Source organism: Aestuariivirga sp. (genome assembly GCF_044239095.1).
GTDB lineage: Bacteria > Pseudomonadota > Alphaproteobacteria > Rhizobiales > Aestuariivirgaceae > Aestuariivirga.
This window is the reverse complement of sequence record NZ_JBIICB010000025.1, coordinates 1-25,671: the sequence shown is the minus strand read 5'-3', so window position 1 is coordinate 25,671 and position 25,671 is coordinate 1. Positions and strand designations below refer to the sequence as shown.

The 25,671-nt window shown below is 66.0% G+C and carries 20 protein-coding genes; 9 read left to right on the top strand and 11 right to left on the bottom strand.

The features are described from left to right. Together ACILRA_RS04125 and ACILRA_RS04120 are read right to left on the bottom strand one after the other, a co-directional pair. Positions 1–1,546 (bottom strand): acyl CoA:acetate/3-ketoacid CoA transferase (locus tag ACILRA_RS04125; protein ID WP_395660824.1); only part of this gene is annotated, 1,546 nt, incomplete at its 3' end. 3 nt (positions 1,547–1,549) lie between these two features. Further along, positions 1,550–3,136 (bottom strand): GMC family oxidoreductase, encoded by a 1,587-nt coding sequence (locus ACILRA_RS04120; protein WP_395660823.1) that lies wholly within the window; start codon positions 3,134–3,136, stop codon positions 1,550–1,552. A 76-nt stretch (positions 3,137–3,212) separates the two neighbouring features. Here ACILRA_RS04120 and ACILRA_RS04115 point away from each other — a divergent pair, with 76 nt between their 5' ends. Genes ACILRA_RS04115 through ACILRA_RS04100 form a run of 4 tightly spaced genes read left to right on the top strand, consistent with a single transcriptional unit; the run spans position 3,213 to position 6,623 of the window. Continuing rightward, the gene (locus ACILRA_RS04115; protein ID WP_395660822.1) at positions 3,213–3,881 is read left to right on the top strand and encodes a TetR/AcrR family transcriptional regulator; all 669 of its coding nucleotides are present in this window, start codon (positions 3,213–3,215) and stop codon (positions 3,879–3,881) included. Continuing rightward, positions 3,878–4,639 carry a 3-ketoacyl-ACP reductase gene (locus ACILRA_RS04110; RefSeq protein WP_395660821.1) on the top strand — a complete coding sequence of 254 codons (762 nt, stop codon included), beginning with the start codon at positions 3,878–3,880 and terminating at the stop codon, positions 4,637–4,639. Before ACILRA_RS04115 ends, ACILRA_RS04110 begins: the two co-directional genes overlap by 4 nt. Positions 4,640–4,641: 2 nt before the next feature. After that, positions 4,642–5,781 (top strand): dihydrodipicolinate synthase family protein, encoded by a 1,140-nt coding sequence (locus ACILRA_RS04105; protein ID WP_395660820.1) that lies wholly within the window; start codon positions 4,642–4,644, stop codon positions 5,779–5,781. Continuing rightward, complete coding sequence (locus ACILRA_RS04100) at positions 5,781–6,623, top strand: sugar phosphate isomerase/epimerase family protein (RefSeq protein WP_395660819.1); 843 nt, start codon at positions 5,781–5,783, stop codon at positions 6,621–6,623. Before ACILRA_RS04105 ends, ACILRA_RS04100 begins: the two co-directional genes overlap by 1 nt. Before the next feature lie 43 nt (positions 6,624–6,666). On the opposite strand, the gene ACILRA_RS04095 is transcribed toward ACILRA_RS04100, so the two are convergent. From ACILRA_RS04095 to ACILRA_RS04075, 5 genes are all read right to left on the bottom strand, one after another. Then, positions 6,667–7,491, bottom strand: coding sequence for an aldo/keto reductase (locus tag ACILRA_RS04095; RefSeq protein ID WP_395660818.1), 825 nt, complete (start codon positions 7,489–7,491; stop codon positions 6,667–6,669). Between the two features lie 13 nt (positions 7,492–7,504). Then, positions 7,505–8,443, bottom strand: coding sequence for an ABC transporter permease (locus ACILRA_RS04090; protein ID WP_395660817.1), 939 nt, complete (start codon positions 8,441–8,443; stop codon positions 7,505–7,507). Positions 8,444–8,448: 5 nt separating this feature from the next. Beyond that, complete coding sequence (locus ACILRA_RS04085; RefSeq protein WP_395660816.1) at positions 8,449–9,963, bottom strand: sugar ABC transporter ATP-binding protein; 1,515 nt, start codon at positions 9,961–9,963, stop codon at positions 8,449–8,451. Then, positions 9,960–10,940 (bottom strand): ABC transporter permease, encoded by a 981-nt coding sequence (locus tag ACILRA_RS04080; RefSeq protein ID WP_395660815.1) that lies wholly within the window; start codon positions 10,938–10,940, stop codon positions 9,960–9,962. Before ACILRA_RS04080 ends, ACILRA_RS04085 begins: the two co-directional genes overlap by 4 nt. An 83-nt stretch (positions 10,941–11,023) precedes the next feature. After that, positions 11,024–12,121, bottom strand: a complete 1,098-nt coding sequence (locus ACILRA_RS04075) for a sugar ABC transporter substrate-binding protein (RefSeq protein WP_395660814.1) — start codon at positions 12,119–12,121, stop codon at positions 11,024–11,026. A gap of 167 nt (positions 12,122–12,288) precedes the next feature. Here ACILRA_RS04075 and ACILRA_RS04070 point away from each other — a divergent pair, with 167 nt between their 5' ends. The 5 genes from ACILRA_RS04070 to ybaL all read left to right on the top strand — a co-directional run bounded on the left by ACILRA_RS04070 (position 12,289) and on the right by ybaL (position 17,424). Beyond that, positions 12,289–12,933: a TetR/AcrR family transcriptional regulator gene (locus ACILRA_RS04070; RefSeq protein WP_395660813.1), complete on the top strand. Its 645-nt coding sequence runs from the start codon at positions 12,289–12,291 to the stop codon at positions 12,931–12,933. Then, a complete protein-coding gene (locus ACILRA_RS04065) occupies positions 12,933–14,093 on the top strand; it encodes an acyl-CoA dehydrogenase family protein (RefSeq protein ID WP_395660812.1) in 1,161 nt (386 codons plus the stop codon). Before ACILRA_RS04070 ends, ACILRA_RS04065 begins: the two co-directional genes overlap by 1 nt. 1 nt (position 14,094) lies before the next feature. Continuing rightward, positions 14,095–14,535: a MaoC family dehydratase gene (locus ACILRA_RS04060; protein WP_395660811.1), complete on the top strand. Its 441-nt coding sequence runs from the start codon at positions 14,095–14,097 to the stop codon at positions 14,533–14,535. Between the two features lie 26 nt (positions 14,536–14,561). Then, entirely contained in the window at positions 14,562–15,581 is a 1,020-nt protein-coding gene (locus tag ACILRA_RS04055; protein ID WP_395660810.1) for an aldo/keto reductase, read from the top strand. 94 nt (positions 15,582–15,675) lie between these two features. Continuing rightward, positions 15,676–17,424 (top strand): YbaL family putative K(+) efflux transporter, encoded by a 1,749-nt coding sequence (gene ybaL, locus ACILRA_RS04050; RefSeq protein WP_395660809.1) that lies wholly within the window; start codon positions 15,676–15,678, stop codon positions 17,422–17,424. Positions 17,425–17,442: 18 nt separating this feature from the next. On the opposite strand, the gene ACILRA_RS04045 is transcribed toward ybaL, so the two are convergent. From ACILRA_RS04045 to ACILRA_RS04030, 4 genes are all read right to left on the bottom strand, one after another. Next, positions 17,443–19,068, bottom strand: a complete 1,626-nt coding sequence (locus ACILRA_RS04045; protein ID WP_395660808.1) for a N,N-dimethylformamidase beta subunit family domain-containing protein — start codon at positions 19,066–19,068, stop codon at positions 17,443–17,445. Then, a complete protein-coding gene (locus ACILRA_RS04040; RefSeq protein ID WP_395660807.1) occupies positions 19,065–20,225 on the bottom strand; it encodes a serine hydrolase domain-containing protein in 1,161 nt (386 codons plus the stop codon). The genes ACILRA_RS04045 and ACILRA_RS04040 overlap by 4 nt, the downstream gene beginning before the upstream one ends. A 210-nt stretch (positions 20,226–20,435) precedes the next feature. After that, positions 20,436–22,433: a glycosyl transferase gene (locus tag ACILRA_RS04035; RefSeq protein ID WP_395660806.1), complete on the bottom strand. Its 1,998-nt coding sequence runs from the start codon at positions 22,431–22,433 to the stop codon at positions 20,436–20,438. A gap of 19 nt (positions 22,434–22,452) precedes the next feature. After that, the gene (locus ACILRA_RS04030) at positions 22,453–25,314 is read right to left on the bottom strand and encodes a beta strand repeat-containing protein (RefSeq protein WP_395660805.1); all 2,862 of its coding nucleotides are present in this window, start codon (positions 25,312–25,314) and stop codon (positions 22,453–22,455) included. Between the last annotated feature and the right edge of the window lie 357 nt (positions 25,315–25,671).

Sequence of the window (25,671 nt, the reverse complement as noted above, 5' to 3'; positions counted from 1 at the left end):
GCAGGAACAGGCGCTTGTCCATTTCCTTGAGGCGCGGCGAGACGATGAGCGGGAATTCCGACTGGTCGAGGATGTTCGACTGCAGCTCCACGCCCGGCGCGATCTCGGTGAGGACGATGCCCTCGGGTGTCAGCTTCATCACGCAGCGCTCCGTCACATAGGTTACGTCCTGGCCCTGCGCCACGCCGCGCCGGCCCGAGAAGGAGACCTGCTCCACCTCGTTGACGAGCTTTCTGACCTTGCCTTCCTTCTCGATCTTCAGCCGGCCATCGACGATGTCCATCTTTGCGCCGGCATTGAAATAGCCGGAATAGACGATCTTGCGCGCCCGCGTGGTGATGTCGACGAAGCCGCCCGCACCCGCGGTCACATGGGGCCTGGCGCCCAGCTTCGAGACGTTGACCGAGCCGTGCCTGTCGATCTGCAGGAAGGAGAGGAGGGAGCAGTCGAAGCCCGCCGCCTGAAAGTAAGTGAACTGATAGGCGGAGGGCACGAAGGCCTCCGCATTGGAGGCACACCCGAACTGGAAGTCGAGGAGTGGCACACCACCCACCGCCCCCTGCTCGATCACCCATGTGGCCTGGCCGTGCAGGCCCTCCTCGATGAAGATGCGGGGAACGTTGGCGGAAACCCCGAAGCCCAGATTGACGGCCCAGCCCGGCTTGAGCTCCTGCGCCACGCGCCGCGCGATGGCCTTGCCGGTGCCGAAATCCATGAGCGCGAAGCTCGAGAGCGGCTTGAAAACTTCGCCAGAGATGGTGGGATCATAGGGGGTCTGCGTCGTCTGCCACTGGTCCGGCGCCTCAACGATATAGTCGATGAGGATGCCGGGCACACGCACGTGGTGGGGCTTCAGCGTCTCGTTCTCCACCACGGAGCGCACCTGGGCGATGACGATGCCGCCATTGTTGTGGGCGGCAAGCGCCAGCTCCATGGCGCCGAGATAGGCGCCTTCCTGCTCGAAGCTCATGTTGCCGCGCTCGTCGCAGGCGCTGGCGCGGATGATGGCCACCTGCGGCACGATGGCCGGGAAGAACAGCCACTCCTCACCCTCGAAGGCGATCTTGCGGACGATGGGGGCGGCGGCCGCCTTCGCGTTCATGGCGCAGCCTTCGCGGTCCGGATCGGCGAAGGTATCGAGGCCGACCTTGGTGATGACGCCGGGGCGCTTGGCGGCTGCCTCGCGCATCATGTCGAAGAGGATGCCGGAGGGGACGTTGTAGGCGGGCATCTCATTGGCGCCGAGCATCTGCCAGATCATCGGCGGTTCCGATGTCGACGGGCCCGACGGATAGGAGCCACCGATGATGCGGCCGATGAGGCCCTTCTGCGCGATATGCTCCACGCCCCGGATGCCGAACATGTCGCCCGCGGCGATCGGGTGGATCATGGTGAGGTTGCGCGGGGCGCCGTCACGCGCGAATTTTTCTCCCAGCGCCTTCAACACCGCATCCGGGCAGTTCAGCCCCGAGGAGGAATTGACGGCGACGGTGGCGCCGTCCGGAATGGCCTTCACGGCGTCTGCGGCGGAAACGATCTTCGGCATGGTCTACCTGTTACCGCGGACGAGGTCCGCGGCCTTTTCTGCGATGGCGATGGTGGGTGCGTTGGTGTTGGAGGACACGACCTCCGGCATGATGGAACTGTCACAGACGCGCAGGCGCTCGATGCCGTGGACGCGGAGCATGGGATCAACCACCGCCATGGCATCGCGCCCCATCTTGCAGGTGCCGACCGGGTGATAGGAGGAGCGCGCATTCGAGCGGGCGCAGGCTTCGTAGTCGGCACGGGTCTTCACATCCGGGCCCGGGAAATGCTCGGCCGAGACGAACTTCCGCATCGCGCGGGTGCGGCCCACCTCCTGGGTGATCCGGATACCGTCGATGTGGCGCTCGAGGTCATAGGGTTCGGCGAAGGAATTGGGATCGATCAGCGGCGCATCCTCTGGCCGCGGCGAGCGCAGCCTGACATGGCCGCGCGAGCGCGGGCGCACATGGTAGGAATTGCAGGTGGCGCCATTGCCGCCCGGCACGGTGCCCACCCCCTCCTCAACACCGGCGCCAGCGAGGAAGTGGAACTGCAGGTCGGGTGTGCTCTCGCCACGGTCGCTCCACCAGAAGGCGCCGGCCTCCACGATGTTAGAGGCCACGGGGCCGGACCGGAACATCGCATATTGCAGGCCCGCCCAGAGCTTCCAGTGCGCCTTCTTGTACTTGTCATAGGAGTGCGCGCCGTTCAGCACCCATGTCACGTCGGTCGAGAAATGATCATGGAAGTTCTCGCCGACGCCGGGCAGGTCATGGACGACGGGAACGCCGACCTCCCTCAGATGCGCGGAAGGGCCGATGCCGGAGAGCATGAGCATTTTCGGAGACCCGATGGCGCCTGCGGTGAGGATCACCTCGCTTGCCGCATCGATGCGCTCAGCGCGGCCGTTCTCCACGATCTCCACGCCCACCGCCCGGCCATTCTCCACGATGATGCGGTTGACCTGGACGCCGGTGCGCAGCGTGAGGTTCGGCCGTTGCAGCGCGGGCTTCAGATAACCCACGGCGGCGCTGCAGCGGCGGCCGTCCTTCGTGGTCGTCTGATAGAGGCCGGCACCTTCCTGGCGGCCGGAGTTGAAGTCGGCGTTGTGCGGCATGCCGAACTCCATGCAGCCCTGCACATAGGCGAGCGACACGCGGTTGGGGTTCTGCAGGTCCGAGACGCCGAGAGGACCGTCAATGCCATGGTCCTTGCCGGCAAGGCGGGTGTTGCCTTCCGACTTCACGAAATAGGGCTTGAGGCCGTCCCAGTTCCAGCCGTCGCAGCCGTGGCGGCTCGCCCAGCCGTCATAGTCCTCCGGGCAGCCGCGCGCATAGATCTCGGCATTGATCGAGCTGCCGCCGCCCAGCACGCGCGCCTGCGGATAGACGGTGGTGCGGTTGTTGGCGTGGCGGAGCGGGGCCGTCTCATAGCCCCAGATGAGGGAGCCCGACGTCATCTTGAAGAAGCCCACGGGCATGTGGATGTAAGGATTGGTGTCGCGCGGGCCGGCCTCCAGCACAAGCACCCTTGCATCACCCATCTCTGACAGCCGGGCCGCCATCACGCAGCCCGCAGAGCCGCCCCCGATGATCACGTAGTCATACATTGCCGCTACGAGCCCCTTGTTCCATGCGGTGGATCAGCTTATAAATAACCAGTTGGTTAATTCAAGAGCGGAAATCTTGCCCCGGGCCCTTTCCTTCAAGGCACGCGACCCCGATGCGACGCGGGCGCGCATCCTCAAGGCTGCCAAGGCCGAATTCGCCAAGAAGGGGCTTTCGGGCGCGCGGGTTGACGACATCGCAGCGCGCGCGCGCAGCAACAAGCGCATGCTCTACCATTACTTTGGCAACAAGGAAGAGCTGTTCCGCATCACGCTGGAGGATGCCTATGCGGGGATCCGCGAGGCCGAGGCGCGGCTGGCGATCGAGAAGGACGACCCGGTCACCGCGCTGCAGCGGCTGGTGCGCTTCACCTGGGCCTACTACATCGCCAATCCGGAATTCATCACGCTGGTCAACAGCGAAAACCTGCACAAGGCGCGCCACATCAAGGGCTCGGATCGCTTCCAGGAGCTGAGCCGCCCCTTCGTGGGGCGCATGCGGGCGCTGTTGAAGCGCGGTGCTGAGGAAGGCTTCTTCCGCAGCGACCTCGACGCGGTGCAGGTCAACATCACCATCGCCGCCATCAACTACTATTATCTCACCAACCGCTTCACCGGCTCCATCGTGTTCGAACGCGACCTGATGGACAAGGGTGCGCTGGAGGAGCGGCTCACCTTCAACATCAAGACGGTCCTGCGCGCCATCTGCACGCCAGAGACCCTTGCCAGGATAGAGGACAACGCATGACACAGGCCGCACTGGTGACAGGGGCACGGCGGGGCATCGGCAGGGCCATCGCACTGGCGCTGGCGGAGGCGGGCTTCGACGTGGCGGTGGCCGATGTCGTGGCATCGGATGAACTTGCCGCCGTGGCCGGCGAGATCACGAGGCGCGGCCGGAAGTCAGCGGCGATCGCCGCTGACATCGGCGACATTGCGGCGCATGAGCGCCTGCTGGACGCGGCGCAGGCAGCACTCGGGGCCATGACGACACTCGTCAACAATGCCGGCGTTTCGGTGCTGAGCCGCGGTGACCTGCTGGATGTGACGGCTGAGAGCTATGACCGCTGCCTCGCCATCAACACGCGCGGCACCTTCTTCCTGACGCAGGCCTTCGCGCGGCGGCTTCTCGGCAATCCCTCCACCGCGCACCGCAGCATCGTCACGATCTCCTCCGCCAATGCGGTGGCGCCCTCGATCGCGCGCGGGGAGTATTGCATTTCCAAGGCGGGCGCGGCGATGATCACCAAGCTCTTCGCGGCACGGCTGTCGAATGAGGGGATCGGCGTCTACGAGATCCAGCCGGGCTTCATCGAGACCGACATGACAGCACCTTCCAAGGCGAAGTACGATGCGCTGATCGAGGGCGGGCTCACCGTCATCAAGCGCTTCGGCACGCCGGAGGAGGTGGCGCGGATCGCGCTGACGCTGGCGTCGGGACTGCTTCCCTATACGTCCGGCCAGGTGGTCGCTGCCGATGGCGGGCTGTTGAGCGTGAGGTACTGAACATGAAGATCAAGTTTCCGGACGGCGTTTACAAGCTCAAGGCGGATCCCCTTCCCATCCGCAAGCCCAAGAAGGCGTTCAACCGCGTGGCCTTCGCCGCCGCCCATGTGGTGGCAGATGCGCTGGCCAATGCCGACCCCTCGGGACCTCCGGCCCTCGACTGGGAGAAGACGCTGGCCTACCGCCGCTACCTCCTCGACCTGGGCTTCGGCATTGCCGAGGCGATGGACACCTCGCAGCGCGGCATGGGCCTCGACTGGCCGCGCGCGCTGGAGCTCATCACCCGCTCGCTTGACGAGGCGGGCCCGCGCGCCGGACGGATCTTCTCCGGCTGCGGCACGGACCAGCTTGACCCCGCAGCCGCGCGCAATACCGGCGACGTGGTGAAGGCCTATCTCGAGCAGCTTCATGCCATCCAGAAGCGCGGCGGGCGCATCATCCTGATGGCGAGCCGGGCGCTGGTGCGGGTGGCAAAATCGCCGGACGACTATGTGAAGGTCTATTCGCGCGTGCTGGCGGAGGCGGAGCATCCCGTGATCCTGCACTGGCTGGGCGACATGTTCGACCCGGCACTCAAGGGCTATTGGGGAGGCGCCAGTTTCGAGCCTGCCATGGAGACCTGCCTTGCTGTGATTGCGGCCAATGCGGCAAAAGTCGACGGCATCAAGATCTCGCTGCTCGACGACGGCAAGGAGATCGCGATGCGGCGGCGGCTGCCTTCCGCGGTGAGGATGTACACCGGTGACGACTTCAATTATCCCGCACTCATCGCGGGCGACGAGGCGGGATACTCCGACGCCCTGCTCGGCATCTTCGATGCAATCGCGCCGGCGGCATCGGCGGCGCTGACGGCGCTCACCAAGGGCGACATGAAGACCTACGGGACGCTCATGGAACCAACCGTGCCATTGTCGCGGCTGATCTTCCGCGCGCCGACACAATACTACAAGACGGGCATCGTCTTCCTCGCCTGGCTCAACGGGCACCAGGACCATTTCGTGATGGTGAACGGGGCGCAGGCGATGCGGCCCCTGGCCTATTTCACCGAAATCTTCCGGCTGGCTGATGAGGCGCGGCTGCTGTCCGACCCGGAACTGGCGGTCAAGCGCATGAAGGCGCTGCTGTCCGTCTACGGCGCGTGATGCGGAGGCTGTTGCCCGGCGATTGCGCCATCAACACCGCAACACTGGGATTTCAGGCGCCCATCAGCGAGGTGATCGAGGCCGTCGCCCGCGCGGGCTTCGGCGCCATCGCGCCGTGGCGGCGGGAAGTCGAGGGAGGGGACGTGAGGGCCATCGCGCGGCAGATCCGGGACGCGGGGCTTGCCGTTCCCGGCTATTGCCGCAGCACCTATATCCCGGCCGCGGACAAGGCGGGCTTTGATACAAATGTCGAAGCCAACCGGCGCGCCATCAGCGATGCGGCCGTGCTGGGGGCAAAGAGCTTCGTGATGGTCGTCGGCGGACTTGCCGCGGGCTCGAAGGACATTGCAGCAGCGCGCGCCCAGGTGGCGGACGCCACGGGACAGCTTCTCGGCCACGCGCGGGCCTGCGGCGTGCGGCTGGCGCTCGAGCCCTTGCACCCCGTCTATGCGGCAGACCGGTCCTGCCTGTCGCTGCTCTCTGAGGCGCTCGACATGTGCGAGGCGGTGGAGGGCGCAACGGATGATCCCTGGCTCGGCGTGTGCGTGGACGTCTACCATGTGTGGTGGGACCCGAACCTCCGCCGCGACATGGCACGCGCGGACGGCCGCATTCTGGGCTTTCACGTCTGCGATTGGCTGGTGCCGACGGCAGACGTGCTGAATGACCGCGGCATGATGGGCGACGGGGTGATCGACGTTCCAGGCATCCGCAGCATGGCCGAGGATGCGGGCTATGCAGGCTTCGTCGAAATCGAGATCTTTTCCGCGGCGAACTGGTGGAAGCGGCCGATGGCAGAAACGCTCGGCGTGTGCGGTGAGCGGCTTGCGACGGCGACTTGAACTGAGAGCATGATCTGGCGCGCGTTCTATCTTGGAATGCGCGTTAGGGTTCCCAGCGGCCTGCCATCCAGCCCGGGTTGATGGTGCGGCCCTGCCGGGTGCCGAGGGCGGAGATTGCCGCCATGTCGTCTTCCGCCAGGGTGAAGCCCAGGGCATTGATGTTGGACCGGGCGTTGGCGGGCTTCGTCGTCATCGGGATCGCCACCACGCCCTGCTGCAGGATCCAGCGCAGCACCACTTCTGATGGGGGCCTCCCGAGGCGTGCTGCGATGGCGGTGATGGGTGCGGGCTTCAGTGCTGCGCCGCGCGCGAGCGGCGAATAGGCAGAGACGGCAATGCCGAGCTCGCGGGCCGTGGCGAGGATCGCGGTCTGGTCGAGCAGGGGATGAAATTCAACCTGGTTGTTGACGATGGCCCCCTCGCAGCGCGCCTGCGCGCGGCGCATCATGGCGGGGGAGAAGTTGCTGACGCCGATGGCTGGCGCGTTGCCCTTCTGCTTCTCGTCCATCAGCCGGTCGAGGGCGGCATCGAACTCGGCCTCCACCGGCGGCCAGTGGATGAGCAGCAGGTCAGGCACGCTACGCAGCTCTTCAAGCGAACGCGCCACGCTGGCGGCGAAGCGGGCGGCGCCGAGATTACCGGGGTCAACCTTGGTTACCATATAGAAGGCGCTGCGCGGCAGGCCGGACTCTGCGACGGCGCGGCCGACATCCTTTTCGTTGCCATACATCTGGGCCGTGTCGATGTGGCGGAGTCCGAGATCGATCGCCATGCGGACGGCGCGGTAGCATTCCTCGCCCGAGAGCGGGTAGGTGCCGAGGCCGAGGAGCGGGATGCCGTTGGCGGCGGGCATGGAAAGATCGGTCACGGGGGCGCTGCTCCTATTTGATGACCAGCACCTTGGTGCGGTCCATGGTGACGGCGACGGCGGCGACGAGGATGACGCCGAAGACGATCTGCTGGGCAAAGACGGAGACGCCCATGAAGGTCATGCCGATGCGGACGACCTGCACGATCAAGGCCCCGACGAAGGTGCGCCAGACAGAGCCAACGCCGCCGGTGATCGCCGTGCCGCCGACCACGATCGAGGCGATGGCGGGCAGCAGGAACTCATTCGCCAGTGTTGGCGAACCGGAGCCCAAGCGCGCCGCCATGACCACACCGGCGATGCCTGCCATGGTGCCCGAGAGCGTGTAGGCGGCGATCTTGACGCGGTCGACGTCGATGCCGGATGCGATGACCGCGCGTTCCTGCGCGCCGATGCCGCGCACGATGCGGCCAAAGGGCGTCAGACCCAATACGGCGCTGAGCAGGACGAGGAAGAATGCGCCAACCCAGATCTCGTTCGGCACACCGAGGAAATCGCCTACCGTCCAGAACAGGTACTGCTGGCTGAGATCGCCCGGGATGTTGACGGAGCGGGTTTCCGAAAACCAGTAGCCCGCACTCAGCACCGCGCCGCTGACCGCGAGCGTTGCGATGAAGGACGGGATCCTGAGCTTCGTCGAAACATAGCCACCGGCGAAGCCCGCAACAATGCCGCCCAGAACTGCTGCGGGAATGGCGAAGAAGCCGAGATGCGGCAGATAGACCGCGAGGATGCAGCTGGTCATCGAGGCCACTGCCTGCACCGAAAGGTCGATGCCGCCCATCATGATCACCAGCGTGACGCCCGAGGCCATCAGGAACAGCGTCATCGTGTCGGCGGTGACTTCCAGCATGTTGGTGGCGGAGAAGAAGCTCCGGTCATAGAGGCCGACGGCGAGGACGAGGACGCCAAGGACGATGATCGGGAGCCATGTGTCGAGTCTTCGCTGCATCGCCTTCACACCATGTGCCTGAGGAGGTCGACCTGCTGCGGCTTGGCACCCGGCGGCGCCTCGAGCCTCGCGGTGATGGCGCCGTCCCGCATGACGAGGATGCGGCTGGACAGGCCGATCACTTCTTCCAGCGTGTCGCCCAGCAGGATGACGGCGAGGCCTTCGGCCGTCATGTCCCGGATGAGGTCGTAGACATCCTCCTTGGCGCCGACGTCGATGCCGCGGGTCGGGTGATCGAGGATCAGTACCCTGACGCCCGCGATCCGCCACTTGGCGAGCACCACCTTCTGCTGGTTGCCGCCCGAAAGCGAGCCCACCATGGTGTCGGGTGAAGGTGTCTTGATCTTGAGGCGGGCGATCCAGTCGCGCGCCACGCCGAGTTCGGCGGCAAAGCGGATCGCTCCCTTCGAGACGAAGCGCGGAAGGGCGGCGAGCGTCATGTTCTCGGCCACGCTGAAGGGGGCGACAAGGCCCTCGATCTTGCGCTCAGCCGGGACAAGGCCCACGCCGGCGGCGGTCGCGTCATAGGGGGCTGCAAAACGCACGGCCCGTCCCGCGATCGAAACGGCGCCTTGATCGGGCCGCACGTGGCCCGCAAGGCAGCGGGCGAGCTCTTCCCGGCCAGAACCGACGACACCGGCGATGCCGAGCACCTCGCCTTCATGGAGCGTGAAGCTCACGTCATGGAAGGCGCCATTGCGGCCCAGTCCCTCGGCGGCGAGAACGGCGGTTCCGGACGGCACGGCCTGGCGCGCCTCGCGGTAATACTCATGGTGAAGCTGGCGGCCCACCATGAGTTGGTGCAGGTCCTTCACCGAGGTTCCCTGCGAGGGAAGGTCCTTCACCACCTTGCCGTCGCGCATCACATAGACGCGATCAGAGATGTCGAGCACCTCGTCGAGGCGGTGGGAGATGAAGACGAAGCTGGCGCGATCCTTGAGATCGCGGATGATGCGGAACAGCAGGTCCACTTCCTTCTGCTCCAGCACCGAGGTCGGCTCGTCGAGCAGGATGGTGACATGACCCTTGATGCGGCTGTTGAGCGACAGGGCCTTGGCGATCTCCACCATCTGGCGGGCGGCGAAGGAGAGGTCCGCGCAGCGCATGCCGGGATCGATGTCGAGATGGACCTTCTTGAGTTCTTCGGCCGCCGCGGCCTTCATGCGCGCCTTCGAGATGAGGCCGAAGCGCAGGAATTCCTCCTCACGGCCGAGGAAGATGTTTTCGGCAACCGTCAGCGTCGGCAGGATCGACTGCTCCTGGAACACCATGGCGATGCCTGAATCGAAGGCCTGGCGGGGCGAGGCGACGCTGAGCGGCTGGCCGTTGACGAAGATGGCGCCGGTGTCTGGCTGGTAGACGCCATTGAGGATCTTGAGCAGCGTCGACTTGCCCGCTCCATTCTCACCGATCAGCCCCACGACCTCGCCACGGCCGATCTCGAAGCTGACGTCATCCAGCGCCTTCACGCCCGGGAAGGACTTGGAGACGCCGCGCACCTCGAGGACGGGGGCGCTCACTTGACGACGTCCAGGCGGGAGCGGTCGAGGGCCATGGCCACGGCGGCGATGATGAGCAGGCCCTGAACGCCCTTCTGCACATAGGGCTCGATCCCCATCAGCACCATGCCGTTGGCAAGCACGATGACGATGAAGACGCCGATGACCGAGTTGAGCACCGAGCCCACCCCGCCCGACAGCGCCGTGCCGCCGACGACGACGGCCGTGATGGCGGTGAACAACCGGTCTTGCGAGATCAGCGCATGGCCGCGGCCGATCTGCGCGGCGGAAAGCGCGCCCGCGAGGCCATAAAACAAACCTGCGATGCCGAAGATCAGAATGCGCGTGCGCTCGACGGGAATGCCGGAGTTCCTCGCCGTCTGCTCATCCGTGCCGATGGCATAGAGCCAGCGGCCGATGCGGGTGCGCTCCTGAATGACCCAGGCGGCCAGTACGGCAGCCCCCGCGAGCCACACCGCGGCGGGTATGCCGAAGAGGCGGCCGAGGGAAAGCCAGTTGCGGAAGTCATTGTCGGCGATCCTGACCATCACGCCGCCGAGGATGGCGGTGGCAATGCCGATGCCTGCGAAGCCGATTCCCAGCGTGGCCATGAAGGAGGGGATTTTCAGCTTCACATGGACGATGCCATTGAGGAGGCCCAGCGCGCCACCGGCCACGATGGCGGCGGGAACCGACCACAGGCCGATGGCGGCACCGGTCAGGTCATTGGCCACCAGCATGCTGGCGGCCACCGCGCAGAGCGCGACCGTGCCTTCGACTGAGAGGTCAATCGAGCCCATGAGGATGATGAAGGTGGCGCCCATGCAGATGACGAGCGGGATCGCCGCCGTGTTCAGCATCCGCACTGCATTGCCGGGCGTGAAGAAGGAGGGATTGATCAGCCCCACCACGAGGCACAAGCCCACCAGCACGGCGACCGGCGCCCAGCGGCGCCAGTGACCAAGGGCACGGCCGTTCCGAATGGCGACAGAGGCCACGTCTCTTCTCCGCTGTGCTTCGGGGTGAAAAATAGCCGGGTGCGGGGCACCCGGCTAGTGCTTGTAAGCGGGGATGACCGGTCTCAGCCGCGGTACTGGATCTGGCCGGTCGCCTTGCCCCACAGGTCATTGAAGTCGACCTTCGGCGGATTGGCCTTGTAGCCCGCAACCGTATCCTTGGTCACGATGATGCCGGTGCCGTAGAACTCACGGTGTTCCTTGGGCTCCTTCGTGATGTCGATCTTGCCGGTGGCGTGGGCATAGGGAATGGCAAGGCCCATGCCGCCCGTCCACAGCGGATCCCAGGCGACCGTGCCGGCGAATTCGCCAGCTTCGATGGCGGAGAGCGCTGCATCAATGCCGTCGATGCCGACCACGGGCACCTTGCCCGCAAGGCCGTTCTGGCGGAGCGCTTCAAGCGCACCCATGCCCATGCCGTCATTCGCCGCGAAGACGCCCTTGATCTGGTCACCGAAACGGGTGAGCCATGCCTGGGTGATTTCGAAGGCCTTCTGCTCGTTCCAGTCAGCGGGCTGGAAGTCGAGGAGCGTCACCTTGCCGCCGGTCTTGGCGATGGCGTTGTCGAGGCCGAGCTTGCGCTCGATGGCCGGCACGTTGGACAGGATGCCGCCGAGTGCGACGATGCCGCCCTCACCGCCGAAAGCCTTGAACAATTCGTTGGCGATGGCTTCCGCCGTCGGCACGCCGTCAAACGACATGTGCGCGATATAGTTCGGGTCATGATCCCAGGGGTGGAGGTCGTCCGGCTTGTTCCACTGGGTGACGACGAAGCCGCCGGCCTTCTTGACTTCTTCGACGATGACGCGGGCATCGGGCGAGTCGTTGGGGTCGACGTTGAGGATGAGCTTGCCGCCAGTGCGCTGCAGCAGCGCCTTGATGTCGGCGATGCCCTTCTCGGAATTGCCCTCGGTGACCAGCACCTCATAGGTGGCGCCGATCGACTTGGCGAATTCCTCGCCGCCCTTGGCGAAGGTGGCGTGATAGGGGTTGGCGACCGAGCGCAGCGAATTGGCGAGCGTCCAGGTCGTTTCCTGGGCAATCGCGGGCATCGGGAATGCGCTGCCAAGCGTGCCCACGGCAGCGGCACCCGCAGCACCCTTCAGAACCGAGCGGCGGCTGAGCTTGGAAGCGAAAGGCAGATTATTCACTTTCTTCGTCATGTGGTCCTCCCAATTTTCTTTTGGCCTTTACTGCACTAACTAGTTACTGCATCCTTGCCCGGTGTCAAGCCCCCGGACGTGCAACTGCGAAGGTGAGGAAAGCTTGCAGGGCGGATCGAGATGGGGAATTGAGAACCGAAGGATCCGGAATCACCGCAGGCCAAGAGATGCTGAACAGGAAACGTGAGTCGATGCCGCGTGACGCTGACCAGACCCGCAAGCGCATTCTCGCCGCGGCCACGGTGGAATTCGCGCGCAAGGGGCTGGGCGGCGCCCGCGTCGACGAGATCGCGGCGCGCTCCAAGGCCAACAAGCGGATGATCTACCACTACTTCGGCAGCAAGGAGAAGCTCTTCACGGCGGTGCTGGAAGACGCCTACCTCGGCATCCGGTCCGCCGAACAGACACTGCACCTCGACGAACTGCCGCCCGGCGAGGCGATCGCCAAGCTCGTCCGCTTCACCTGGACCTACTACCTGGAGCATCCGGAGTTCCTGACGCTGGTCAACAGCGAGAACCTGCACCGCGCCAAGCACCTCAAGACCTCGGAGACGATCCGCCAGGCCAGCGGCAAGCTGGTCGCCATGGTAAAAAGCATTCTCGACCGTGGCGTTGCAGCCGGGATATTCCGCCCCGGCGTTGACCCCGTGCAGCTCAACATCACAATCGCCGCCATCGGCTACTACTATCTCACCAACCGCTTCACGGGCTCCATCCTGTATGAGCGCGATCTGACGTCGCTGGCGAACCTCGAAGCCCGGCTCGCCTTCAACCTCGACACCATCCTCAGGCTCTTGAAGAAAGACCCATAATGCCAGTCTCCGCCATTGCCTTTCCGCGCCTTGCGCCTGAAATCTACAGCCAGATCGGAGAGACGGCACGGCGCTTCGCGGAAGCCCGCGTAAAGCCCCTCGCCCGCGAGCTCGACGAGACGGAGCGCTTTCCCGGCGAGATCTACGCGGCAATGGCGGAGCTCGGTCTGTTCGGGATCACGGTGCCGGAGGAATTCGGCGGGGCGGGGCTCGACGCGCTGTCCTATGCCGTGGTGATGGAGGAGCTTTCGCGCGGCTATGCCTCCGTTGCTGACCAGTGCGGCCTGGTCGAGCTCATTGGCATGCTGCTTTGTGTCCATGGCAGCCCGGCACAGCGCGAGGCCCATCTTGCGGAGGTGCTTTCCGCCAGGAAGCGCGTGGCCTATTGCATCACCGAGGCGGAAGCCGGAACGGACGTCTCCGGCATCAAGACCACGGCGGTTCGCTCGGGCGGCGGCTGGCGGCTTTCGGGTTCCAAGATCTGGATCCACAATGCACCCGTGGCTGACCTCGGCTTCGTTCTGGCCCGCACCGACCCGGACGCAGGCCACCGCGGCATGTCGATCTTCATCGTCGACCTCAACGCCCCGGGCGTTTCACGCGGCAAGAAGGAACACAAGATGGGCCAGCGCGCCTCGCCCGTCGGCGCACTGCACTTTGATGATGTGGCGCTGCCGGAAGACGCCCTTCTCGGGCCCCTGAACCGCGGCTTCCACATCATGATGAGCGTGCTGGACAAGGGCCGCATCGGCATCGGCGCACTTGCCGTCGGCATCGCCCAGGCAGGGCTCGACGCCGCTCTCGACTATGCGCGCACCCGCCGCCAGTTCGGCCGGGCCATCGCGGAGAACCAGGGGCTGCAATGGATGCTCGCCGACATGCAGAAGGACATTACCGCGGCGCGCGCCCTGGTTCAGCGCGCGGCAATGCAGATGGACGCGGGGCTTCCCGCCACCATGGACTGCTCGATCGCCAAGTGCTTCGCAGGCGATGCGGCCGTGCAGCATACGGCGAACGCGGTGCAGATTTTCGGCGGCTCGGGCTATATCCGCGGCTTCGAGGTGGAAAGGCTTTACCGCGACGCAAAGATCACGCAGATCTATGAGGGAACGAACCAGATCCAGCGCAGCATCATCGCGCGCGAACTGCTGAAGGCATGAGATGAACCCCTTCGAGGCAACGATCGGCGCCAGCGTTTCCTGCGCCAAGACGGTGAGCGAGAGCGACGTCTATCTCTTCGCTGGAATAACCGGCGACCTCTCGCCCAATCACGTGGACGAGGCCGCCATGTCCGGAACGCGCTATGGCGGGCGGATCGCGCATGGGGCGCTGCTGGTGGGCTACATGTCGCGCGCCTCAACCATGATCGGCGACAAGTGCGAGGCGCTGATGCGCGGGCACTATCCGGTCTCCCTCGGCTATGACCGGGTGCGCTTCCTCGAAGCGGTGAAGATCGGCGACACGATCACCATCACCTACAGCATCGTGAGCGCCGATGCCGAGCGCATGCGGACGGTGGCCGACGTCAGCCTTCGGAACCAGGCCGGAACCGTCTGCGCCGTGGCGAGCCACGTCATGCGCTGGCTGAAGCGGCCGGATTGAAAACAACACACGCCTGGAGAACCATCATGAACGCCATCAACATCCGCAAGTTTGGCCGCGTGGGCTTCGACATCACCGACATGGGGTTCGGAGCAGCACCCATCGGCAACTTCCTGAAGCCCATCCCGGAGGAAGAAGCCGGTGCGATGGTGGAGCGCGCCTGGCAGGCGGGCATGCGCTACTTCGACACCGCGCCCTATTACGGCCACGGGCTGTCGGAACTCCGTCTCGGCCATTATCTGCGCTGGAAGCCGCGCCATGAATTCGTGGTCTCGAGCAAGGTGGGCCGCGTGCTGACCGCAGCACGGCGCGAAGACATCGACTTCAAGCCCTGGGTCGACGGCGCACCCTTCAGGAGCCGCTTCGACTATTCCTATGACGGGACCATGCGGAGCTTCGAGGATTCGCTGCAGCGGCTGGGGCTTGGATACATCGACATCCTGTTCATCCATGACGCCGACGTGTTCACCCATGGCGCCGAGATGCAGAAGGTGTATTTCAGGCAGGCCATGGACGGCTGCTACCGCGCCCTCATCAAGCTGCGCGAACAGGGCCTGGTGAAGGCGATCGGCGTCGGCGTCAACAACTGGGAGGTCATGCTGGACTTCATGAAGGCCGGGGACTTCGACACGCTGCTGGTGGCAGGACGCTACACGCTGCTCGAGCAGGACGCGCTGAACGAACTGCTGCCGCTGTGCGAGCGGCGCGGCACGGCCCTTGTGATCGGCGGCGGGTTCAATGGCGGCATCCTCGCGACCGGGGCACGTCCCGGCGCCAAGTGGAACTACGCTCCCGCACCAGAGGCCATCATGGAGAAGGTCAGGAAAATCGAGGCTGTGTGCGCCCGCCATGGCGTGCCGCTGGCAGCGGCCGCGCTGCAGTTCCTGCTGGCGCACCCGGCCGTTGCCTCTCACGTGCCGGGAACGCGCACCGTGCAGCAGATGAACCAGAACCTGGAGCTTGTCGCGCATCCCATTCCCGGCGGGTTCTGGCAGGACCTCAAGGCCCAGGGCCTGCTGCGCCAGGACGCACCAACGCCCGCGTGACAGCCCAACGCGGCGGGCGGCCCACCTCCGCGCCGTTACAGGGCTTGCATTGCCGCCAGGTTCACGGCTGAATGCCAGCTGAAGAGGAACCCGCATGCCGCATGACACGCCGCTTATTGCAACAATCGCCGTTGGCCTCGGCCTGGCCTTCCTGCTGGGCCTGGCGGCCAACCGGATGCGCCTGCCGCCGATTGCGGGCTACCTCATCGCCGGGGTGTTGATCGGACCATTCACGCCGGGTTTCGTGGCCGACCAGAAGATGTCGCAGGAGCTGGCGGAGATCGGCGTGATGCTGCTGATGTTCGGCGTCGGCCTGCATTTCTCGCTGAAGGACCTGCTGTCGGTGCGCGCCATCGCCATTCCCGGCGCCATCGGCCAGATCGCGGCGGCGACCGTGCTCGGCATGGTGCTCTCAGCCACGCTGGGCTGGAGCTGGGGGGCGGGCCTGGTGTTCGGCCTGTCCCTTTCGGTGGCGAGCACGGTTGTGCTGCTCAAGGCGCTGCAGGAGCGGCGGCTGGTCGAGACGGAGCGCGGCAAGATCGCGGTCGGCTGGCTGATCGTCGAGGACATCTTCATGGTCCTGACGCTCGTGCTGCTGCCGCCGCTGGCGGGATTTCTCGGTGGCCGCGAAGCCGCACCGGGCGAGCCGCTGGGAATGGCGGCGGCACTGGGGCTCGGCACGGTTTGGGAAACGCTGCTGTTCACGGCCTTGAAGATCGCCGTGTTCGTCGGTCTCATGCTGGTGGTCGGGCGGCGGATCATTCCCTGGCTCCTCCACTATGTGGCCCATACCGGCTCGCGCGAGCTGTTCCGGCTTGCGGTGCTGGCGGTGGCGCTCGGCGTTGCCTACGGTTCAGCAGCACTGTTCGGCGTGTCCTTCGCGCTCGGCGCCTTCTTCGCCGGCATGGTGCTGGCGGAATCGCCGCTCAGCACCCAGGCCGCAAAGGACACGCTGCCGCTGCGTGATGCGTTTGCCGTGCTGTTCTTCGTGTCCGTCGGCATGCTGTTCAACCCCTTCGTGCTGGTGAATCAGCCGCTGGCGGTGCTGGGGACCTTCCTCATCATCGTGGCCGGAAAGTCGGGCGCGGCCTACCTCATCGTCCGGCTGTTCCGCCATTCCCGCCATGTGGCCCTCACCATCTCCGCGAGCCTCGCACAGATCGGCGAATTCTCCTTCATCCTCGTGGTGCTGGGAACCAGCCTGCAGATCCTGCCGCCCGAAGCGCGGGACCTCGTGGTGGCGGGCGCCATCCTGTCGATCCTCGTCAATCCGCTGCTGTTCTTCGGCCTCGACAAATGGACACAGCGCCAGGAGCGGGTCGAGGATGCCGCCGCAGCCGAACCCGGAGAGCCTGCGGCCCCGGCGGAGCCCGGTGAGGCGCCAACCAAGCGCTCAGGCCATGTGATCGTCGTCGGCCATGGGCAGGTCGGCTCCTCGGTCGCGGCGGGCCTCAAGCGCGCCGGCAGCAGTTTTCTCGTCGTTGAATCCGACAGCGGCCGTGCCGCGGCAGTGCGCGAGCAGGGCATGGAGTGTTTCAGCGGCGCATCGGGCGAGCCGGAACTGCTGAGGCAACTCAACATCGAGGGGGCGAAGGTTTTGGTCAGCACCCTGCCGGACCCGTTCGAGGCCGGGCACGTGATCGAGCATGCCCGCGCCGTCAACCCGGCGATCCGCATCATCGCCCGCGCGACGAGCACGGACTCCATAGCCTACCTGAAATCACTTGGGGCCGATCTGGTGTTCTCGGGCCAGGAGGAGATCGCCCAGAGCATGCTGACGGCGCTGGCGAAGGAAAGCCGTGACGCGGAGCCGCAGGGCCAGCCGGGCGGTACCGCGGCCTGAGCCGCTAACCCAAAGCCTTCAGCCGAGAAAGCGGTTCAGCACATTGCGCGTGACCTGCATGACCATCTCATCGCGGAGGGTGAGGCCCATGATCCAATCGCAGGTGCCGGCATGGAAGACCTCACCGCGGCCCCTGGGGAAGTGCACGATCATGCCGGAGCCGCGTTTGGTCGCTTCGACGGCAGCGGCATCCGAGCGGCCGGTCAGCACGGAGGCGACGTATTCGCCGTCCTCGACCCCCAGGAAACTGCGGCCGGGGACGATGGTGGGCCCCTCCTCGATGGTGGCGGACAAGCCAAGCGCCAGGATCTCCAGCCCGTCCGGCACCCGGGACGGATCGGCGGGAAAGGGAAGCCCGCCACGGATCTCATACGGCAGGCCGTCCACCTCATAGCCGAAGATGCGCGCTGAGGCGCCCAGCACGTCGCCATAATAGAGGCCGGTGCCTGCGAAGGCCCAGTGCCCGGGCCGGTAAACGGGAAAGCCCTTCGCCCCGCGCGGCGAACAGCCGGACCAGCTGGCATAAAGTCCATGGGTGGCATTGAGGCCGAAGCTCGCCGCGCCCGGACGCCCGATCTCAGGCGCCTCCCAGGATTCGGTGACGAGATGGCGCGGACCCGACTGCATCAAGGGGTCCTCCGCGCGCGCCAGATATTTGTAGCAGACCTGCCGGCGGCCCTCTTCCTCGAGCCTGATCTGCCACATGAAGTTTCCGGCGAAGCGCGCGATGCGGCCGCCACGTTCGGCATAGGCGTCGATCGCGTCACGCATCTCCCATGACCAGTACTCGTCATGGCCGACAAGGGCGACGCAGGCATATCCCTCAAGAAGGTCCGGCTGCTGGTGAAGATCGGTCTGGCTGATGATGTCGAGCGCATAGCCCTCCCGCTCCGCCCACAGCACGAAGTGCCGCTCGAAGCTGGCCCAGCCGGAGGACATGTATTTCTTGGAGTAGCCATTGGCATAGGCCCATTCCATGTGCGGGTAGCGCGGCTCCGCCATGATGGGAGGATGATCCGTCAGAACGGCGCGTGGCGCGTCCGGCGGCAGGCTGACGAAACCCCGGGCCAGCGGGCGCAGAATGCTCAGCACGGGCGAGAAGCGGTCGCCTGCGGAGCCGCAGAACCCCTGGTAATGATTGGACCCGCCCCAATCATTGTAGGCCGTCCACGTCGCGGTGGCGGCGACGAGCAGGATACGGCCGCGCCGGTCACCGCCAGGCTTCGGGCGCACGATGAAGAAATGCTCGTGCATGTCCTCGCCGCGGCCGTCCTCGCGGGCGCTGGTGCGGATGATGTAGCCGCCCGACGGCCAGTCCGCCCCAACCGGGACTTCGAGTGACACGGGCCAGCCGCAGCCGTTGACGGAGCAATCATCGGGCGTATCGCGCCACGCCCCCGGGAGGTCCTCCGTCCGGAACACGGTGCGCGGCGAGACGCCGTCATGGACGATCTCCACCGCATGGCGCGCCGCATTGGTGCAGACACTGAGCCGGAGGATATCACCCGGCGCATAGGAGAGACGGTCGGCATAGCTCCAGATGCGGACCACCGGCGGCGGCGTGGGCAATGGCCGCTCGGCATAGTTTCCCAGAACGGCTTCGCGGCGCCATGCCTCGTCCCGCTCCGCCGGCGCAGCACTCATGCCCGGAGTTCTCCGGCGATGGCGCGCATGAGCGCAAGCGTCAGGTGGTCCATCGCGTCATCGGCGGGGATGGGCTGGGAGGACTGCTTCACCGCCACCATGCCCGCGTCGAAATCCACATAGATCCACTGCCCGTGGATGCCGATGGCGCAGAGCACGCTGGGGGACGGGCTGGGGACGTACCACTTGGAGCGGTAGCGGCCGTCCGGAAACAGCGGCACCAGTTCGCCGCGCGACCAGGCCGCGGCATCGCCCGCCTGCAGAATGTCGTCTATCCAGCGCTCCGGGATGATGCGCCGGCCATTGAACGCGCCCCCGCCCCGCATCATCTCGCCGAAGCGGGCAAGGTCGGCCAGGCTCGTGCAGATCCCGCCCGCGGTGCGCGGCGCGCCATGCCGGTCGATCGTGATGAAGGCATCCTGCGCCGCACCCATGGGCTGCCAGACATGGCGGGACAAAAGCCGGGCGAAGGTCTCGCCGCTGGCGCGCTCGATGATCCAGCCGAGAAGGTCGGAGTTGGGCGACACATAGTGAAACCGGTGGCCGTGCGGATAATCCGCCCGGGGCAGGCCGGCGATGAAGCGGTGAAGACCGTCCCCGCCGCCAAGCGCGCCCGGCGGGTTCCAGCCCATGGCGACGCGGTAGCGGGCGACGTCGCCCAACGGATCGAGGTAATCCTCGGTGAAGCGGATGCTGACCGTCATGTCCAGCACATGGCGCAGCGTGCAGTCGCCGTAAGCGGAAGCCTTCACCTCCGGCAGGTAATGGACGACCGGAGCATCAGGGTCGAGCAGCCCCTGCTCCACCAGCACGCCAGCCAGCGCCGCCGTCACCGACTTGCTGACCGAGAACACGATGTGCCGGTCCTCCGGCTGCTGGGTGACATAGTGCTCCGCCACCACAGCGCCATCCTTCATGACGAGGAAGGCATCGGTATGAGTTGCGGCGAGCGCCTGCCGGGCCGTCATGCGGCCGCCGTCCCAGGCCAGGCTCACGGCCGTAAGGTCGAGATCTGCGCCACGTGGCAGCGCCACGGCCTCGCCCGCGGCGACCGGCGCCACGGGAAGCAGCCGGTCGACGTGGGTGAAACCCCAGATGCTGTGTGGATGCTGGCGCCAGTTCGCCAATGTTGCCTGCGGTCCGTCCGTCAATGTCATGCTCGCCCCTGCGTTCGGGCGTTACACTAGAGCATGACCCGCAAAAGTGGAAACCACTTTTGCGATAAGGTCATGCTCAAGCCATTGATCTTGCGCGAGTTCTTTTCGACCAGGTGATTCCACCTGGTCGGAACGCGCGCGAGAGCATGAGCCGCAAGTGAGGGAAGCACCGTCACGAGGCCTCAACCCCGGGGCGCGCGGCCTGCCCGCTCAGGCCGCGCGGGTGAAGGTCATGACGCCTGCCGCATTGGCTGCAGGCTCAGGCGGCCAGAGCCTGCCATCGGCCGGCAATGGCTCCGCCGCGTTCCAGCGCGCAAGCTCTGACCGGTAGAGGTCAGGCGGAATGCTGCCGCCCTCGCGGCCGGCCAGGAGGTCGAGGCCGATCTCCTCGTAGCAGGCGAGGTTGGAAAGCCGCGGCACCGGCAGGTCGCCGGTGCGGAACTCTTCCCACATGCGGTCGAACAGGGCTTCGAGGCCGCTCACGAGGCGCGGCGTATCGAACAATGCGGCCGTTGGCCGGTTCTGCTCGAGGCGGCTGCGCAGCGCTGCAGCAGCGCCAGGCGCGGTGGCGATGGCGGCGGCACGCGCCACATAGTCATCGAGGGTCTTGCACACGAGCTCCGGAAGGCCCGCGGACCTGACGAGGCCAGCGCAAACGCGGGCCGCGAAGCCCCTGCCTTCCAAAGTCAGAACCGGCGTTCCCATCCACATGGCATCCGATGCCGTAGTATGCGCACCATAGGGGAAGGTATCGAGGAAAAGATCGGCAAGCCGGTAGCGCTGGAGGTGCTGGGGGTTGGGGCGGCGGGGCGCAAAGCAGATGCGCTCCGGCGCGACGCCGGCTGCGGCGGCCATCTGGCGGAGACGGGCCGTGGTCTCCGCCGTCGAATCGAGCAGCCAGAGCACACTGCCCTCCACCCGCGCGAGAATGCCCATCCATGCTGAGAACAGCTGTGCGGTGATCTTCTGCGTGCCGTTGAGGCAGCAGAAGACGAAGCCCGATTCCGGAAGGCCCTCGTCCGCGCGCCTCGGCGCCTCTGGCGCGATGTGGCGCTTGCGGTCATTGGGCTGGTAGCAGGCCAGCCGCATGACGCGTTCGGAGAAATAGATCTCATGGCCGTCGGGAACGACATGCGGATCGGCGATGATATAGTGGTGATAGGGCGTTCCCATGGTGCCGGGGAAACCATACCAGTTGACCTGCACGGGTGCGGGCCTTCTGGCGAAGACGGCGGTGCGGGCATCACGGGTATAGCCGTTGAGATCGACCAGGATGTCGATGCCGTCCCGCGCGATGGCGGTTGCGGCTGCATCATCCGTCAGGCGGGAGATGTCGGTCCAGCCGTCCACGGCGGCGCGGATGCGTGACTTTGTGCCGTCCTCGCGGTCGATGCCGCAGTAATAGGCGTGGATCTCGAAGCGGCTCCGGTCATGGAGTTCCATCACTTCCGACAGTCCGAAGCCAACCGCATGTTCCCGGAGGTCGGAGGAGACATAGCCGATCCTGAGGCGCGGCTGCCTTTCCGCCCGGCGTGGTGCATGATCGAAGGGGAGGCTGCCGGGCCGGGCGATGCTCTGGCGCGCATAGCCTGCCGCGCGGGCCAGATGGAAGACGGGGTCGTCGAACATCACCGCCGCCGACAGCGGCGAGATGCTGGCGAGAAGATCGCGCCCGCCGACACCGTCCCATCCGGCGATGACCGGCCACTTGCACTGCTTCTGGCGAAGCGCGATCCAGTGCTGCACCGCCTGGGGCTGGCGCGGGTCGAGGTCGATCGCCTGGCGCAGCGCATCCTCCGCTGCCGCATCGACATGATTGAACTCGAGCACGCGGCCCACCTGCTGCAGCGCCATCAATTTGTGGCGCAGCGCCGGGCCGTTGAGCTGCGGCAGACGGTTCGCCAGTTCCAGCCACTGGCGGACGGCAAGGCCCGCCTGGCCATTGTCCTCGAGCAGGCGGCCGAGGTTGATGTAGGGCGGGTGGAAATCGGGGTTGAGCGTGATTGCCTGCCGCAGCGCATGGATGGCGCCGAAACCATCGCCGCTGCGCTGGGTGACGACCGCCATGTTGAACAGGGCCGCCGCGAGATGCGGATCCTCGGGGTTCAGCGCGATCCAGCGCTTGTAGAGTTCGGCGGCGCCCGCCGCATTGCCGCTCGTCTCAAGGGTTTCGGCCGCGCGGAAGAGCTCGGATATGCTTTGGATCAAGACGGGTCATGCTCCGTGATCAGCTGTTGCTGGCGATGATGAGGGATGTGACTTGGGTGGGGCTCATCAGCCCGATCTGGGTTGAGGTGAAGGCAAGCGCCTGGGTGCTCGACAGCGCCTCGAGCTGCGAGGTGCTGATGCCGGAGATGCTGGCGGTGCCCAGCGCCGGGATGCCCGTGGTTTCAGACAGCGCGGCGAAGTTGGTGGTGCTGAGCGCCGCGACCTGGGCCGCAGTCAGTGCCCCGGCCTGGGCCGAGGTCAAGGCGGAGAAGACCTCGGTGCCGAGGCTGTCGAGGGCGGTGGCCTGGATGGCGCGGAACTGGGCGGCATCGAGCGAGCCGACCTGCGTCGTGGTCAGGTTGCTGAGGCCCGTGGCGCTGAGGCCTGCCACCTGGGCGGCGGTGAAGCCAGAGGCTGTCAGCGCATTGAGCTGTTCGGTGGCCATGGTGTTGAGCTGTGCCGTCGTCAGGCCGCGCAGCTGGGTGGTGGTGAGGCCGCCGAGCTGCGTCGTCGAGAAGTCCGCGAGGTCGCTTGTCGAGAGGCCGGCGAGCTGGCCCGCCGTGACGGCGCCGAGCTGGCTCGTGCTCCAGGCCTGGATGTCGGTCGAGGCGAGGCCGCCGAGCACGGTGGCCGACACGGCAGCGATCTGGGCCGTGGTGAGGGCCTGCGCCTGCGTGCTCGAGAGATTGCCCGCGGCGGTCGCCCCAAGGCCTGCCACCTGCTGGGTTGAAAGCGTCGTGATGTCCAGCGCCTGCAGATAGGCCGTATCGACAGCGTTGAGCTGGGTGGTGGTGATGCCGCGCAGCTGCGTCGACGTCAGTCCGGCGAATTGCGTGGTGGTGAACTCCTCGAGCTCGGCGGCAGCGAGGCCCACGAGCTGCTGCGAGGTGACGGCGGCGAGCTGCGTGGTGGACCAGCCCTGCACCTCATCCGAGCTCAGCGCGGCAAGCCCGGTGGCGGAGAGCACCGCGATCTGTGCGGTGGTGAGAGACTGCGCCTGGGTGGTGGACAGCGCTTCAATGGCTGTCGCATTCATGCTGCGCACCTGCGTGGCGGAGAGATCGGCAACGTTCAGCGCGTTGAGCTGGGTGGTGCCCAGCGTGTTGAGCTGACTGGTGGTGAGGCCGCGGAGCTGGGTTGTGGTGAGGCTGCCCAGCTGCGTATCCGAGAAGTTGGCGAGCGCCGTGGTGGACAATCCCGCGATCTGCCGCGTGGTGACGGCACCCAGCTGCGCGGTGCTCCAGGCCTGGAGATCGGCCGAGTCGATGGAGCCGAGCGCTGTCGCCGTCATTGCGGCGACCTGCGTCACGGTGAAGGCGCGCGCCTGGGTGGAGGACAGGCTGTCAATGGCGCTCTCGCCCAGCCCCGCGACCTGCGTGGCCGAGAAATCGGCGACGTTCAGCGCATTGAGCTGGGTGGTGCCCAGCGTGTTGAGCTGGGTTGTGGTGAGGCCGCGAAGCTGGGAGGAGGTGAGGCTTCCAAGCTGCGTCTCCGAAAAGTCGCCGAGCGCCGTGGTGGAGAGACCGGCCAGCTGCTGGGAGGTGACGGCGGCAAGCTGCGTGGTGGCCCAGCCCTGGACTTCATCCGAGCTCAGCGCGGCAAGGCCGGTGGCGGAGAGCACTGCGATCTGTGCGGTGGTGAGGGACTGCGCCTGCGTGGTCGACAGCGCCTCGAGGGCAGTCGCATTCATGCCGCGGATCTGCGTGGCCGAGAGATCGGTGACGTTGAGTGCATTGAGCTGCGTCGTGCCCAGCACGTTGAGCTGCGTGGTGGAGAGGCCACGAAGCTGCGTCGAGGTGAGGCTGCCGAGCTGGGTTTCCGAGAAGTCGGCGAGCGCTGTGGCCGACAGGCCGGCCAGCTGCTGTGAGGTGACGGCGGCAAGCTGCGTGGTGGACCAGCCCTGCACCTCATCCGAGCTCAGCGCATCGAGGCCCGTCGCGGAGAGGGCGGCGATCTGCGCCGCCGAAAGCGACTGTGCCTGGGTGGTGGAGAGCGCGTCGATCGCCGTCGAGGTCATGCCACGCAGCTGTGTGGCCGAGAGGTTGGCGACGTCGAGCGCGTTGAGCTGCGTGGTTCCGAGATTGTTGAGCTGGAGGGTGGTGAGGCCACGGAGCTGGGTGGAGGTGAGGGCCGCGAGCTGCGTGTCCGAGAAGTCCGACAGCGCCGTGGTCGAGAGACCGGCGATCTGCTGGGAGGTGATGGCGGCAAGCTGCGTGGTGCTCCAGCCCTGGACCTCATCCGAGCTTAGCGCATCAAGGCCCGCGGCCGAGAGGGCGGTAATCTGTGCCGTGGTCAGCGACTGCGCCTGGGTGGTGGAGAGCGCCGTCAGGGCTGTGGCACTCATGCCGCGGATCTGGGTGGCCGAGAGATCGGCGGCGTTCAGGGCATTGAGCTGCGTGGTGCCGAGCGTATTGAGTTGCGTGGTGGTCAGGCCACGGAGCTGGGTAGAAGTGAGGCCTGCAAGTTGCGTGTCCGAAAAGTCCGCCAGCGCCGTGGCGGTGAGGCCCGCGAGCTGGCGCGAGGTGAGTGCGGCAAGTTGGGTGGTGGCCCAGCCCTGGATGTCGCTCGATTCAAGCGCCTCAAGCGCATAGGCCTGAAGCACGCCGATCTGCGTCGTGGTGAAGGCAGCGGCCTGTGTCTCGGTGAGATTGGCGATCGTGTTGGCGATGAGGCCCCTGACGGCCGCAGTGGACAGGCTCTGGACCTGCGCTGTGCTCATGGCCTCAAGGTCTGACGTCTCCATGGCATTGACCTGGGCCGAGCTCAATGCCGCGACCTGGGTTGTGCTGAGGGCCTGGACGTCCGTCGTGGAGAGCTGCTGGATGGCCGTCGTGCTGAGCGAAGCGATCTGCCGCACGGTCAGAGAAGTAACAATCGACATCAGATGAGCTCCCGCTCGGGAGCACTGCGCGCGCTCCCGTAATGAACTTCACGATCCGGTACATGAATGGTGACGCGGCAACCCTGCGCGAGACTTGCGAAGAGACCTGGATGGAACGGAGGATTGCTGGCGATCTGTGCGGCGGCTACATGCCTGCAGGCCATGATAGCCCACCTTCCGCAATGCCGATGTTACGGGCCGAGTTCTAACAACAGGTTAAGCGGGAGAGCGCTAGTGTCTTGATCGATAAATATGTATGATCATGCCCTGATTTGATTTGGGGGCATGAGATGGGCAAGCCTGCTGTTAGGATTGTTTTGGAGCCGTCGCAGCGGACGGAACTGGAGCGGTTGGTTC